Here is a 14,889-nt window from a genome sequence, read left to right on the forward strand (position 1 = left end):
ATGGCAGAATCACAACCCCTCTCCGGCGCCCCGGAAGGAGCCGAATATTTAAGAGCGGTGCTGCGCGCACCGGTCTATGAAGCGGCACAGGTCACGCCACTACAGAAAATGGAAAAGCTGTCGTCGCGTCTTGATAACGTGATTCTGGTGAAGCGCGAAGACCGCCAGCCAGTGCACAGCTTTAAGCTGCGCGGCGCATACGCCATGATGGCGGGCCTGACGGAAGAACAAAAAGCGCACGGCGTGATCACCGCTTCTGCGGGTAACCACGCGCAGGGCGTTGCGTTTTCTTCCGCGCGGTTAGGCGTGAAGGCCTGATCGTCATGCCAACCGCCACCGCTGACATCAAAGTTGATGCGGTACGCGGCTTCGGCGGCGAAGTGCTGCTTCATGGTGCGAACTTCGATGAAGCAAAAGCCAAAGCGATTGAATTGTCTCAGCAGCAGGGCTTCACCTGGGTGCCGCCGTTCGACCATCCGATGGTGATCGCAGGGCAAGGCACGCTGGCGCTGGAACTGCTCCAGCAAGATGCCCATCTTGATCGCGTATTTGTACCGGTCGGCGGCGGCGCCTGGCGGCGGGTGTGGCGGTGCTGATCAAACAGCTGATGCCGCAAATCAAAGTGATCGCCGTGGAAGCGGAAGACTCCGCCTGCCTGAAAGCGGCGCTGGATGCGGGTCATCCGGTTGATCTGCCACGCGTGGGGCTATTTGCTGAAGGCGTTGCGGTAAAACGCATCGGCGATGAAACTTTCCGTTTGTGCCGGGAGTATCTCGACGACATCATCACCGTCGACAGCGATGCTATCTGCGCGGCGATGAAAGACCTGTTCGAAGATGTGCGCGCGGTGGCGGAGCCGTCTGGCGCGCTGGCGCTGGCGGGAATGAAAAAATATATCGCCCAGCACAACATTCGCGGCGAACGACTGGCGCATGTACTTTCGGGGGCAAACGTCAATTTCCACGGCCTGCGCTACGTCTCGGAACGCTGCGAACTGGGCGAACAGCGTGAAGCGTTGCTGGCGGTGACCATCCCGGAAGAAAAAGGCAGCTTCCTCAAATTCTGCCAGCTACTTGGCGGGCGTTCGGTCACTGAGTTCAACTATCGCTTTGCCGATGCCAAAAACGCCTGCATCTTTGTCGGCGTGCGCTTAAGCCGCGGCCTCGAAGAGCGCAAAGAAATTTTGCAGATGCTCAACGACGGCGGCTACAGCGTGGTAGATCTCTCCGACGACGAAATGGCGAAGCTGCATGTGCGCTATATGGTCGGTGGGCGTCCATCGCATCCGTTGCAGGAGCGCCTCTACAGTTTCGAATTCCCGGAATCGCCCGGTGCGCTGCTGCGCTTCCTCAACACATTAGGCACGCACTGGAACATCTCTTTGTTCCACTATCGCAGCCATGGCACCGACTACGGGCGCGTACTGGCGGCGTTCGAACTCGGCGACCATGAACCGGATTTCGAAACCCGGCTGAATGAGTTGGGTTACGATTGCCACGACGAAACCAATAACCCGGCGTTCAGGTTCTTTTTGGCGGGTTAACTCAGCGTTTCTGTTTTCAGGCCCACAAAGTAAAGTGGGCCTAATATCCAGATATGATCTTCCCTCAGTTATTGGGCTTTTCTGCCAGTCCGAAGCATCCACTCATTCAATTTTGCGAGACGTTTTCCAGAAGGCGCTCAACCTGCTTGTGGTGAAACTCGGCTCACCATATCGTTAGCATCGCCATTTTGGTTATTTGTGCACCGCTATCACTTGCGCCTGTTAAAAGCAATGTATAAAATTTTATACACAAGGATGTTATGTTACTCACCCGAGCTATCCCCAATGAAAAAGAAATTCGATGGGTGGGATCTTCTCTGGAGGATCTCCTGGCTTTTCCCATAACGGTACGTAAAGCAGTCGGTTATCAGCTTCACAAAATTCAGTATGGAATTGAACCCGATGACTGGAAACCGTTTTCAGAAATTGGGGCTGGGGTAAATGAAATTCGTATTCGTGACAACAATGGTATCTATCGCGTTATGTATGTTGCGAAGTTCGTAGAAGCGCTCTACGTTTTGCATAGTTTCCAGAAACAGACGCAACAAACCAGTCAGCACGATAAAAACATCGCCAGAACGCGTTATAACCGGGTGGTGCAACAACGGAGAAACAGCCAGTGATTGCCAAAACTGATAGTGATATTCGACATGTGACGCCATCTGGCGGTAATGTTTTTGCTGATTTGGGGTTTGATAAGCAGGAAGCAGAAAAGCTTTACGCTGATTCCCTGAGTGAAATCGAAAATACATTAGCCATCAAAGAACAGCTCATGGAAGAAATTACCCTCTGGATTACGCAAAACCAGATGAAGCAAGCCGAGGTGGCAACCGTTTTACATATATCACGGCCGCGCGTCTCTGATGTCGTCAACAAGAAATGCAGCAAATTCACCATCGATGCTTTGGTGAATATGCTAAGTCGTATTGGGAAGCCCGTTCGGGTAATGGTGGGGCCGTAAAACTAATTCGGCAAAATCTTCCAAAACGCCTCAATCAGCGGCTCATGCAGCCGCTTTTTTGTGCACAACGCCCAGCTCAAACGGCGTTTTCTCATCGCTACGCTCTAAAATCATTACGCGGTTACGCACCGGTTCGGGGCTGTTTTCCAGCACCACTTCTGGCAACAAGGCCACGCCGCAACCGAGCGCCACCATCGATACCATCGCTTCATGCCCGCCAACCGTGGCGTAAATCATCGGGTTGCTGATTTTATTGCGTCGAAACCACAGTTCAATGCGGCGGCGTACCGGTCCCTGATCGGCCATGATAAACGGCACTGTAGACCAGTCCGGCTTCTCTACCGAAACCTGATTACGCACCGGGCACGGTAGGGCAGGCGCGATCAGCACCACCGTCAGATTCTCCAGCATCGAAAACGCCACCGCGCCTGGTAGCGTCTCCGGCTTCCCGGCAATCGCCAGATCCGCTTCTCCCGTGACCACTTTTTCCATTGCATCTGCCGCATCACCGGTAGTGAGTTTGATCTCCACCGACGGGTGTTCCGCGCGGAAGCGATCCAGAATCGGCGGCAGATGGCTGTAGGCAGCGGTGACCGAGCAGAAGATATGCAGCTCGCCGGAGAGCGACGGACCTTGCTGATCGATGGTGTGGCGCAATTGCTGATACTGCAACAGTGTTTGCTGGGCGAAAACGCGCAGTTCTTCGCCCGCTTCCGTCAGCGTTACCGTGCGGTTATCGCGCACAAACAGCGGCTGACCGAGATCTTCTTCCAGGCGCTGAATCTGCCGTGAGAGCGTGGATGGGCTAACGTGCATCGCCCGCGCGCTGCGGCCAAAATGGCGGCTTTCCGCCAGATGCAGGAAGGTTTTCAGATCGCGTAAATCCAATGGCGCAGCCTCAATGTTGACGTTGCAGAAATTGCAATGTGACGTTGTGAATATATCAATTTCCGCAATAAATTTCCTGTCATATAGTGAATTCAATCTCGCAAACGCGAACCGAACAATAAGAAGCACAACATCACGAGGAATCACCATGGCTAACTACTTCAATACACTGAACCTGCGCCAGCAGCTGGCACAGTTGGGCAAATGTCGCTTTATGGGGCGCGACGAATTCGCCGATGGCGCGAGCTACCTTCAGGGTAAAAAAGTGGTCATCGTCGGCTGCGGCGCACAGGGTCTGAACCAGGGCCTGAACATGCGTGATTCAGGTCTGGATATCTCTTACGCCCTGCGTAAAGAAGCGATTGCCGAAAAGCGCGCATCCTGGCGTAAAGCGACCGAAAACGGTTTTAAAGTTGGCACTTACGAAGAACTGATCCCGCAGGCGGATCTGGTTGTTAACCTGACGCCAGACAAGCAGCACTCTGACGTAGTGCGCACCGTACAGCCCCTGATGAAAGATGGCGCGGCGCTGGGCTACTCTCACGGTTTCAACATCGTGGAAGTGGGCGAGCAGATCCGTAAAGACATCACCGTGGTGATGGTTGCGCCGAAATGCCCAGGCACCGAAGTGCGTGAAGAATACAAACGTGGATTCGGCGTACCGACGCTGATTGCCGTTCACCCGGAAAACGATCCGAAAGGCGAAGGCATGGCGATCGCTAAAGCATGGGCGGCAGCAACCGGTGGTCACCGTGCGGGCGTGCTGGAATCGTCCTTCGTTGCGGAAGTGAAATCTGACCTGATGGGCGAGCAAACCATTCTGTGCGGTATGCTGCAGGCCGGCTCTCTGCTGTGCTTCGACAAGCTGGTGGAAGAAGGCACCGATCCGGCATACGCAGAAAAACTGATTCAGTTCGGTTGGGAAACCATCACCGAAGCGCTGAAACAGGGCGGCATCACCCTGATGATGGACCGTCTGTCTAATCCAGCGAAACTGCGAGCTTACGCGTTGTCTGAACAGCTGAAAGAGATCATGGCACCGCTGTTCCAGAAACATATGGACGACATCATCTCTGGCGAATTCTCCTCCGGCATGATGGCGGACTGGGCCAACGACGATAAGAAACTGCTGACCTGGCGTGAAGAGACCGGCAAAACCGCGTTTGAAACCGCGCCGCAGTATGAAGGTAAAATCGGCGAGCAGGAGTACTTCGATAAAGGCGTACTGATGATCGCAATGGTGAAAGCGGGCGTTGAACTGGCGTTCGAAACCATGGTTGATTCCGGCATCATTGAAGAGTCTGCTTACTATGAATCACTGCACGAACTGCCGCTGATTGCCAACACCATCGCCCGTAAGCGTCTGTACGAAATGAACGTGGTTATCTCTGATACCGCCGAGTACGGTAACTATCTGTTCTCTTACGCCTGTGTGCCGCTGCTGAAACCGTTTATGGCAGAGCTGCAACCGGGCGATTTGGGTAAAGCTATTCCGGAAGGCGCGGTAGATAACGCGCAGCTGCGTGATGTGAATGAAGCCATTCGCGGTCATGCGATTGAGCAGGTAGGTAAGAAACTGCGCGGCTATATGACGGATATGAAACGTATTGCTGTTGCGGGATAATAGCGATTCAGAGTTCAAGGCCTTCTCCCGGAGAAGGCCTTGCTATTAGTTACGGTACAGCACCTTAATGATGTGGTAACCGAACTGGGTGTGCAGCGGGCCGGTTGGCTCCAGTACCGGACAAGAGAACACCACTTTATCGAACGCCGGAACCATCTGACCCTGGCGGAATTCACCTAAATCACCGCCGCGTTTGCCTGACGGGCAAATGGAGTGTTTCTTCGCCAGCTTGCCGAAATCGGCACCGTTCTTAATCTGCTCGAGAAGATCCAGAGCCAGTTTCTCTTCTTTTACAAGGATATGCAGTGCTGCTGCTGTTTTTGCCATGATCGTGCCTTGAGTGGTAAGGATGAGGCTGGCTATACTACCACGCTGTTATTTTCCCCTCCCGACTTTCATTGAGCGATTTTCCTATGCGTCTAAACCCCGGCCAACAACAAGCTGTCGAATTCGTTACCGGCCCTTGCCTGGTGCTGGCGGGCGCGGGTTCCGGTAAAACTCGTGTTATCACCAATAAAATCGCCCATCTGATCCGCGGTTGCGGTTATCAGGCGCGACATATCGCGGCGGTGACCTTTACCAATAAGGCGGCGCGCGAGATGAAAGAGCGTGTCGGGCAGACGCTGGGGCGTAAAGAGGCGCGCGGGCTGATGATCTCCACCTTCCACACGCTGGGGCTGGATATCATCAAACGCGAGTATGCAGCATTGGGGATGAAGGCGAACTTCTCGTTGTTTGACGATACCGATCAGCTTGCTTTGCTTAAAGAGTTGACCGAAGGGCTGATCGAAGATGACAAAGTTCTCTTGCAACAGCTAATTTCGACCATCTCCAACTGGAAGAACGATCTCAAAACACCGGCGCAGGCGGCGGCAGAGGCAAAGGGCGAGCGGGATCGAATTTTTGCCCATTGTTATGGACTGTATGATGCGCACCTGAAAGCGTGCAATGTTCTCGACTTCGACGATCTGATTTTATTGCCGACGTTGCTGCTGCAACGCAATGGAGAAGTACGCGAGCGCTGGCAGAACAAAATTCGCTACCTGCTGGTGGATGAGTATCAGGACACCAACACCAGCCAGTATGAACTGGTGAAACTGCTGGTGGGCAGCCGCGCGCGCTTTACCGTGGTGGGTGATGATGACCAGTCGATCTACTCCTGGCGCGGCGCACGTCCGCAAAACCTGGTGCTGTTAAGCCAGGATTTTCCGGCGTTGAAGGTGATTAAACTCGAGCAGAACTACCGCTCTTCCGGGCGTATTCTGAAAGCGGCGAATATTCTGATCGCCAATAACCCGCACGTCTTTGAAAAGCGTCTGTTCTCCGAACTGGGCTACGGCGCAGAGCTAAAAGTTTTAAGCGCGAATAACGAGGAACATGAAGCCGAGCGCGTCACCGGTGAACTGATTGCGCATCACTTCGTCAATAAAACGCAGTACAAAGATTACGCCATTCTCTATCGCGGCAACCATCAGTCGCGGGTGTTTGAAAAATTCCTGATGCAAAACCGCATCCCGTACAAAATATCTGGTGGTACGTCGTTTTTCTCTCGTCCTGAAATCAAGGACTTGCTGGCTTATCTGCGCGTGCTGACTAACCCGGACGATGACAGCGCATTTCTGCGTATCGTCAACACGCCGAAGCGAGAGATTGGCCCAGCGACGCTGAAAAAGCTGGGTGAGTGGGCGATGACGCGCAATAAAAGTATGTTTACCGCCAGCTTTGATATGGGCCTGAGTCAGACGCTTAGCGGACGTGGTTATGAAGCATTGACCCGCTTCACTCACTGGTTGGCAGAAATCCAGCGTCTGGCGGAGCGGGAGCCGATTGCCGCGGTGCGTGATCTGATCCACGGCATGGATTATGAATCCTGGCTGTACGAAACATCGCCCAGCCCGAAAGCCGCCGAAATGCGCATGAAGAACGTTAACCAGTTATTTAGCTGGATGACGGAGATGCTGGAAGGCAGCGAACTGGATGAGCCGATGACGTTAACCCAGGTGGTGACGCGCTTTACTCTGCGCGACATGATGGAGCGGGGGGAAAGCGAGGAAGAGCTGGATCAGGTGCAACTGATGACTCTGCACGCGTCGAAAGGGCTGGAGTTTCCCTATGTCTACATGGTCGGTATGGAAGAAGGATTTTTGCCGCACCAGAGCAGCATCGATGAAGACAATATCGATGAGGAGCGGCGGCTGGCCTATGTCGGCATCACCCGCGCCCAGAAGGAATTGACCTTTACGCTGTGTAAAGAACGCCGTCAGTACGGCGAACTGGTGCGCCCGGAGCCGAGCCGCTTTTTGCTGGAGCTGCCGCAGGATGATCTGATTTGGGAACAAGAGCGTAAAGTGGTCAGCGCCGAAGAACGGATGCAGAAAGGGCAAAGCCATCTGGCGAATCTGAAAGCGATGATGGCGGCAAAACGAGGGAAATAATCACTCCCTGGGGAAGCCGGAAAGATGCGTCAGCATCGCATCCAGCACCTTGCACGTTAATGCACTTCCAGCGGCCAGTGGACATAGCTCTGCCACTGGCTTTCCTGATCGATAACCTCTGTACCCAGCGGGTGCTGGGTCAGCCAACCTTGTGGCAGCGTTAAGGTCAACTGCTCATGATCGGCCTGTAATTTAATATCTGGTACTAAATCATCACGACGACGGCTGGCAAAAATGATGGCGAGGCGCAGTAAACGACAGAGTTGTTCTGCGACGCGCGGCGGTACGGCATTTTGCTGATGCAGCGATGAGAGATCGACCGGATTCGTCTGGTTGAGTAATAACGTCGCCAGCAGCTTTTTCTGCGCGGGGGTAAAACCAGGAAGATCCAGGTTACGCACCAGATAAGCGGCATGTTGCGGCGCTTGTTTGAAATCAACGCTAAGGCCAATTTCATGAAGCTGACAGGCGCTGATCAGTAAATCGCGGCTAATCGCTTCAAGATGCCAGGTATTTTCGACCTGATCGAACAAGTTAGCGGCGAGTTTAGCCACACGCTGTGCTTGATCGGTATCAATCATAAAGCGACGTTGAATATTACGCAGTGTTCGGCTGCGAATATCCTGCTCGACCGCCAGATGTAACATGCCGTAAACCAGTCCTTCACGCAGTGCGCCGCCGGCCAGCGTCATACACTGGATATTCAGCTCGGTAAAAATGGCTATCAGGATCGCCAGACCACTTGGGAATACTAACGCGCGTTCCAGCGTCAGCCCTTCGATTTCCAGCTCTTCCAGCCTGCCACAGTGAATAGCGCGCTGTTTCAGTTGCTGCAATTTCGCCAGGGTAATGCGTTCATCCATACCCTGCGCCATCATGATTTCCTGCAAAGCCTGCACGGTGCCGGAAGCACCAACGCACACCTTCCAGCCGTGATAGCGCAATTCATCGGCAACAGGACGTAGCACTTCGCGCGCGGCTTGTTCGGCTGCGACAAAGTTTTCTTGCCCCAGATTACGATCGGCAAAATAGCGCTCAAGCCAGGTAACGCAGCCCATAGACAGGCTGAACAAGGACGTCGTTTGTGCGCCGGTGCCGGTTACCAGTTCAGTACTGGCGCCGCCGATATCTACCACCAGGCGCTGATCTGCACCGCCAGTGGTGTGAGCAACGCCCTGATAAATCAGGCGTGCTTCCTCTTCACCGCTAATGACCTGTACCGGACAGCCAAGGATTTCCTGCGCTTTTGCGATGAAATCACCAGCATTGACGGCAAGACGTAACGTCGCCGTGGCGACAACGCGAATTTGCGAGGGAGGGATATCTTGCAAACGTTCAGCAAACAGACGCAGGCATTGCCAGCCGCGCTCCATTGCTTCATTAGAAAGGGCATTTTCGCTGTTCAGGCCAGCAGCCAGACGCACTTTGCGTTTAATTCGCGTCAGCGTCTGGATACTGCCAGCCACCTCGCGCACAACCAGCATATGAAAACTATTCGAACCGAGATCAATAGCGGCATAAAGCGACGAGGTGGAACCCATACTCTTCATCCTTCAATCTGTCTCTGCGTTGGCTGCGTTCTTTCACCCGAATCACTTACTACAGTAAGCTCGTCGGGATTCATTCTCTTGCCATCTTGATACAGTTTGAATGATTTTGAGTATGACATTTTTTATTTAACCTGAACGACGACGATTACGCGGAGCGCCAGTACGACGCGGACCATTGCCTGTACGCGGGCGCGTGAGGCGCAGCGGTTTTGGCAGATCGGTCATCAATGCGTCCGGATTGTATTTGCTTACCGGAATTGAGTGACCAATATAGGTCTCAATAGCAGGCAAATTCAATGCATACTCTTCACATGCCAGGCTGATGGAATGACCACTTGCGCCAGCGCGACCTGTACGACCAATACGGTGAACGTAATCTTCACAGTCATCGGGTAAATCGTAGTTAAAGACGTGCGTCACAGCCGGGATATGCAGGCCACGCGCGGCAACATCGGTGGCAACCAGAATATCCAAATCACCACGGGTAAATTCATCAAGAATACGCAGACGTTTTTTTTCTGCGCTACATCACCCGTTAACAGGCCAACACGATGACCATCTGCCGCAAGGTGACCCCAGATCTCTTCACAACGATGTTTGGTGTTGGCGAAAATAATCGCTCTGTCTGGCCACTCTTCTTCGATCAGCGTTTGCAATAAACGCATCTTTTCTTCGTTAGAAGGGTAGAAAAGTTCTTCTTTAATGCGGTGGCCCGTTTTCTGTTCCGGTTCCACTTCAATATATTCGGCATTGTTCATCTGCTCGAACGCCAGTTCACGTACCCGGTACGAAAGCGTGGCGGAGAACAGCATGTTGAGGCGCTGGTTTGCAGGCGGCATACGGCGGAACAGCCAGCGGATATCTTTAATAAAGCCCAGATCGTACATGCGATCGGCTTCGTCCAGCACCACTACCTGAATGGCGCCGAGGTTGATGTGGTTCTGTTTGGCGTAGTCGATCAAACGACCCGTGGTGCCAATCAAAATGTCAACGCCGCTTTCCAGCACTTTCAGCTGTTTGTCGTAGCCGTCGCCACCGTAAGCCAGACCCAATTTCAGGCCAGTAGCTTGCGCCAGTGGTTCCGCATCGGCGTGGATCTGCACGGCAAGTTCACGCGTCGGTGCCATAATTAAGGCACGCGGTTGATTCACCTTGCGATCGGCAATCGCGGGATGAGAGAGAAGATAATGAAACGTTGACGTAAGAAACGCCATCGTTTTTCCGGTACCGGTTTGCGCCTGCCCGGCTACGTCACGACCCACCAGCGTTAGCGGAAGGGCCAGTGCCTGAATGGGCGTACAGTTATGAAACCCTTTTTTTTCAAGGGCTTCTACAACTTTCGGATGCAGGGCGAAGTCGGAAAACTTCTGTTCTGTTAAATGTGTTTTGCTCATAGTGTGGTAGAATATCAGCTTACTATTGCTTTACGAAAGCGTATCCGGTGAAATAAAGTCAACCTTTAGTTGGTTAATGTTACACCAACAACGAAACCAACACGCCAGGCTTATTCCTGTGGAGTTATATATGAGCGATAAAATTATTCACCTGACTGACGACAGTTTTGACACGGATGTACTCAAAGCGGACGGGGCGATCCTCGTTGATTTCTGGGCAGAGTGGTGCGGTCCGTGCAAAATGATCGCCCCGATTCTGGATGAAATCGCTGACGAATATCAGGGCAAACTGACTGTTGCAAAACTGAACATCGATCAAAACCCCGGCACTGCGCCGAAATATGGCATCCGTGGTATCCCGACTCTGCTGCTGTTCAAAAACGGCGAATTGGCCGCAACCAAAGTGGGCGCACTGTCTAAAGGTCAGTTGAAAGAGTTCCTCGACGCTAACCTGGCGTAAGGGAATTTCATGTTCGGGTGCCCCGTCGCTAAAAACTGGACGCCCGGCGTGAGTCATGCTAACTTAATGTTGACTTCGTATTAAACATACCTTATTAAGTTTGAATCTTGTAATATCCAACGCTTCCTGTTTTTCTTAAATGCGAAGTGAACAGATTTCTGGCTCGTCACTCAATCCGTCTTGTCGTTTCAGTTCTGCGTACTCTCCTGTGACCAGACAGCGAAAAGACATGAGTTGATGACCGTAAACAGGCATGGATGATCCTGCCATACCATTCACAACATTAAGTTCGAGATTTACCCCAAGTTTAAGAACTCACACCACTATGAATCTTACCGAATTAAAGAATACGCCGGTTTCTGAGCTGATCACTCTCGGCGAAAATATGGGGCTGGAAAACCTGGCTCGTATGCGTAAGCAGGACATTATTTTTGCCATCCTGAAGCAGCACGCAAAGAGTGGCGAAGATATCTTTGGTGATGGCGTACTGGAGATATTGCAGGATGGATTTGGTTTCCTCCGTTCCGCAGACAGCTCCTACCTCGCCGGCCCTGATGACATCTACGTTTCTCCTAGCCAAATCCGCCGTTTCAACCTCCGCACTGGTGATACCATCTCTGGTAAGATTCGCCCGCCGAAAGAAGGTGAACGCTATTTTGCGCTGCTGAAGGTTAACGAAGTTAACTTCGACAAACCAGAAAACGCCCGTAACAAAATCCTCTTTGAGAACTTAACGCCGCTGCACGCAAACTCTCGTCTGCGTATGGAACGTGGTAACGGTTCTACCGAAGATTTAACCGCACGCGTACTGGATCTGGCATCGCCTATCGGTCGTGGGCAACGTGGTCTGATTGTGGCACCGCCAAAAGCGGGTAAAACCATGCTGCTGCAGAACATTGCTCAGAGCATCGCTTACAACCATCCAGACTGCGTACTGATGGTTCTGCTGATTGACGAACGCCCGGAAGAAGTGACCGAGATGCAGCGTCTGGTTAAAGGTGAAGTTGTGGCTTCTACCTTCGACGAACCAGCATCTCGCCACGTTCAGGTTGCGGAAATGGTGATCGAGAAGGCAAAACGCCTGGTTGAGCATAAGAAAGACGTTATTATTCTGCTCGACTCCATCACTCGTCTGGCTCGTGCCTACAACACCGTCGTACCGGCTTCCGGTAAAGTGTTGACCGGTGGTGTGGACGCCAACGCCCTGCATCGTCCGAAACGCTTCTTCGGTGCAGCACGTAATGTGGAAGAGGGCGGTAGCCTGACCATCATTGCAACGGCGCTAATCGATACCGGCTCCAAAATGGACGAAGTTATCTACGAAGAGTTTAAAGGTACAGGTAACATGGAACTGCACCTTTCTCGTAAAATCGCTGAAAAACGCGTCTTCCCGGCAATCGACTACAACCGTTCTGGTACTCGTAAAGAAGAGTTGCTTACCACTCAGGAAGAGCTGCAGAAAATGTGGATCCTGCGCAAAATCATTCACCCGATGGGCGAAATCGACGCAATGGAATTCCTCATTAATAAGCTTGCGATGACCAAGACCAATGATGATTTCTTCGAGATGATGAAACGCTCATAAGTTAGTGTTACAGCAAAACGCCACGTGTTTACGTGGCGTTTTGCTTTTATATCTGTAATCTTAGCGGTATACCTGTGATGGTGTGAAAATTCCTGGTTTTTGCGGGTGTTTTATGCGATTTACATATCAATTGGTTGATTTTTGCTCGCTTCTGAGAGATTCAGAAAGTAGTTTCCCTTCTGAATAAAGGTCTTCGTGGGTATACTTCAGCTAATAATTTTCTCTGAGAGCATGCATTGTGAATTTACTGACAGTGAGTACTGATCTCATCAGTATTTTTTTATTCACGACACTGTTTTCTGTTTTTTGCCCGCAAGGTGGCAAAAAAAGTCGGTTTAGTGGATAAACCTAACTTCCGCAAACGTCACCAGGGATTGATACCGCTCGTTGGGGGTATTTCGGTTTACGCAGGGATTTGCTTCACGTTCGGAATCGTCGATTACTATATTCCGCATGCAGCTCTCTATCTCGTTTGTGCCGGTGTGCTTGTGTTCATTGGCGCGCTGGATGATCGTTTTGATATCAGCGTAAAAATCCGTGCCACCATACAGGCAGCTGTTGGCATTGTTATGATGGTGTTCGGCAAACTTTATCTCAGTAGTTTGGGTTATATCTTTGGCTCCTGGGAGATGGTGCTCGGACCGTTTGGTTACTTTCTGACGCTGTTTGCTGTCTGGGCGGCGATTAATGCCTTCAACATGGTCGATGGTATTGATGGCTTGCTGGGCGGGTTATCCTGTGTCTCGTTTGCGGCAATCGGTATGATTTTGTGGTTCGACGGGCAAACCAGCCTCGCTATCTGGTGCTTTGCCATGATCGCCGCCATCCTGCCTTATATCATGCTAAACCTTGGTATTCTGGGGCGTCGCTACAAAGTCTTTATGGGCGATGCCGGTAGTACGCTGATTGGTTTTACTGTTATCTGGATCCTGTTGGAAACTACCCAGGGAGCCACACATCCAATCAGCCCGGTTACCGCCTTATGGATCATTGCTATCCCGCTGATGGACATGGTGGCGATTATGTATCGTCGTTTGCGTAAAGGCATGAGTCCATTCTCACCTGACCGACAGCACATTCATCATTTGATCATGCGCGCTGGATTTACTTCTCGTCAGGCGTTTGTGTTGATTACCCTTGCTGCAGCGCTACTCGCTTCTATTGGCGTACTGGCAGAATATTCTCATTTTGTCCCGGAATGGGTCATGCTGGTGCTCTTTTTGCTAGCATTCTTCCTCTATGGCTATTGCATTAAGCGTGCCTGGAAGGTTGCTCGCTTCATCAAACGCGTGAAACGTCGACTGCGCAGAAACCGTGATGGCAGCCCTAATTTAACCAAATAAAATGAGGATGTAATGACGCAACCAATGCCTGGGAAACCAGCCGAAGACGCTGAAAATGAACTGGATATTCGTGGGTTGTTTCGTACCTTGTGGGCTGGGAAGCTGTGGATTATTGGCATGGGGCTGGTGTTTGCCTTAATCGCGTTGGCGTATACTTTTTTGCGCGTCAGGAGTGGAGTGCGACGGCGATTACCGATCGTCCAACCGTGAATATGCTGGGCGGGTACTACTCGCAGCAGCAATTTTTGCGTAACCTGGATGTTCGTTCAAATATGGCCCCTGCCGACCAACCATCGGTTATGGATGAAGCCTATAAAGAGTTTGTTATGCAACTGGCATCGTGGGATACCCGCCGCGATTTCTGGTTGCAGACTGACTATTACAAACAGCGGATGGTCGGTAACAGTAAAGCCGATGCGGCTCTGCTGGATGAAATGATCAACAACATCCTGTTTATTCCTGGTGATTTCGCCCGTGCGGTCAATGACAGCGTTAAGCTGGTTGCCGAAACTGCCCCCGATGCTAATAACCTGCTTCGTCAATATGTTGCTTTTGCCAGCCAGCGTGCAGCCAGCCATCTGAATGATGAGCTGAAAGGCGCATGGGCGGCGCGCACTATTCAGATGAAAGCTCAGGTGAAGCGTCAGGAAGAAGTGGCTAAGTCCATCTACGACCGCCGGATGAACAGTATTGAACAGGCACTTAAAATCGCCGAGCAACACAATATTTCTCGCAGTGCGACAGACGTGCCAGCCGAGGAATTACCTGATTCAGAAATGTTCCTGTTGGGGCGCCCGATGCTCCAGGCGCGACTCGAAAATTTACAGGCTGTCGGCCCAGCCTTTGATCTCGACTATGATCAGAATCGGGCCATGTTAAACACCCTTAATGTTGGTCCAACCCTGGATCCGCGTTTTCAGACCTATCGCTATTTGCGTACACCGGAAGAACCGGTAAAACGCGATAGCCCACGTCGTGCCTTCCTGATGATTATGTGGGGCATTGTCGGGGGGCTGATCGGGGCTGGTGTCGCATTAACCCGCCGTTGCTCGAAATAGCAACACAGCTGTGGTGAGCGCAAAGGCGCTCGCCGCTTATTCGAAGAG

The 14,889-nt window shown here is 52.0% G+C and carries 9 protein-coding genes and 5 pseudogenes; 10 read left to right on the forward strand and 4 right to left on the reverse strand.

Going from position 1 to position 14,889, the window contains the following annotated elements; translation table 11 throughout:
• The 3 genes and pseudogenes from ilvA to CRI63_RS17640 all read left to right on the forward strand — a co-directional run bounded on the left by ilvA (position 1) and on the right by CRI63_RS17640 (position 2,504).
• Positions 1-1,543, forward strand: a pseudogene (gene ilvA, locus CRI63_RS17630) (threonine ammonia-lyase, biosynthetic).
• Between the two features lie 305 nt (positions 1,544-1,848).
• Complete coding sequence (locus CRI63_RS17635; RefSeq protein WP_165383549.1) at positions 1,849-2,166, forward strand: type II toxin-antitoxin system RelE/ParE family toxin; 318 nt, start codon at positions 1,849-1,851, stop codon at positions 2,164-2,166.
• Positions 2,163-2,504 carry a helix-turn-helix domain-containing protein gene (locus CRI63_RS17640; RefSeq protein WP_135403529.1) on the forward strand — a complete coding sequence of 114 codons (342 nt, stop codon included), beginning with the start codon at positions 2,163-2,165 and terminating at the stop codon, positions 2,502-2,504. The genes CRI63_RS17635 and CRI63_RS17640 overlap by 4 nt, the downstream gene beginning before the upstream one ends.
• A 2-nt stretch (positions 2,505-2,506) precedes the next feature.
• On the opposite strand, the pseudogene ilvY reads toward CRI63_RS17640, so the two are convergent.
• Positions 2,507-3,392: pseudogene (ilvY, locus tag CRI63_RS17645) on the reverse strand (HTH-type transcriptional activator IlvY).
• A 148-nt stretch (positions 3,393-3,540) separates the two neighbouring features.
• On the opposite strand from ilvY, the gene ilvC reads away from it, so the two are divergent.
• Positions 3,541-5,016: a ketol-acid reductoisomerase gene (gene ilvC, locus CRI63_RS17650; protein ID WP_130219555.1), complete on the forward strand. Its 1,476-nt coding sequence runs from the start codon at positions 3,541-3,543 to the stop codon at positions 5,014-5,016.
• A gap of 45 nt (positions 5,017-5,061) precedes the next feature.
• Here ilvC and ppiC read toward each other — a convergent pair whose 3' ends face one another.
• Positions 5,062-5,343 carry a peptidylprolyl isomerase PpiC gene (gene ppiC / locus CRI63_RS17655; protein WP_001140251.1) on the reverse strand — a complete coding sequence of 94 codons (282 nt, stop codon included), beginning with the start codon at positions 5,341-5,343 and terminating at the stop codon, positions 5,062-5,064.
• 86 nt (positions 5,344-5,429) lie between these two features.
• Here ppiC and rep point away from each other — a divergent pair, with 86 nt between their 5' ends.
• On the forward strand, positions 5,430-7,451 hold the full coding sequence (gene rep / locus CRI63_RS17660) for a DNA helicase Rep (protein ID WP_135520242.1): 2,022 nt from the start codon (positions 5,430-5,432) through the stop codon (positions 7,449-7,451).
• A 56-nt stretch (positions 7,452-7,507) separates the two neighbouring features.
• On the opposite strand, the gene gppA is transcribed toward rep, so the two are convergent.
• Together gppA and rhlB are read right to left on the reverse strand one after the other, a co-directional pair.
• Complete coding sequence (gene gppA, locus CRI63_RS17665; protein WP_130223411.1) at positions 7,508-8,992, reverse strand: guanosine-5'-triphosphate,3'-diphosphate diphosphatase; 1,485 nt, start codon at positions 8,990-8,992, stop codon at positions 7,508-7,510.
• A 135-nt stretch (positions 8,993-9,127) separates the two neighbouring features.
• Positions 9,128-10,395: pseudogene (rhlB, locus tag CRI63_RS17670) on the reverse strand (ATP-dependent RNA helicase RhlB).
• Positions 10,396-10,525: 130 nt separating this feature from the next.
• Here rhlB and trxA point away from each other — a divergent pair.
• From trxA to wzzE, 5 genes and pseudogenes are all read left to right on the forward strand, one after another.
• Entirely contained in the window at positions 10,526-10,855 is a 330-nt protein-coding gene (trxA, locus tag CRI63_RS17675; protein WP_064530526.1) for a thioredoxin TrxA, read from the forward strand.
• A 139-nt stretch (positions 10,856-10,994) separates the two neighbouring features.
• Complete coding sequence (gene rhoL, locus CRI63_RS17680; RefSeq protein WP_032145636.1) at positions 10,995-11,093, forward strand: rho operon leader peptide RhoL; 99 nt, start codon at positions 10,995-10,997, stop codon at positions 11,091-11,093.
• An 87-nt stretch (positions 11,094-11,180) separates the two neighbouring features.
• Positions 11,181-12,440, forward strand: a complete 1,260-nt coding sequence (rho, locus tag CRI63_RS17685; RefSeq protein WP_001054527.1) for a transcription termination factor Rho — start codon at positions 11,181-11,183, stop codon at positions 12,438-12,440.
• A gap of 238 nt (positions 12,441-12,678) precedes the next feature.
• Positions 12,679-13,783: pseudogene (gene wecA, locus CRI63_RS17695) on the forward strand (UDP-N-acetylglucosamine--undecaprenyl-phosphate N-acetylglucosaminephosphotransferase).
• Positions 13,784-13,795: 12 nt separating this feature from the next.
• Positions 13,796-14,841, forward strand: a pseudogene (gene wzzE, locus CRI63_RS17700) (ECA polysaccharide chain length modulation protein).
• Positions 14,842-14,889: the final 48 nt, after the last annotated feature.

This window comes from Escherichia sp. E2661 (assembly GCF_004745185.1).
Lineage (GTDB): Bacteria > Pseudomonadota > Gammaproteobacteria > Enterobacterales > Enterobacteriaceae > Escherichia.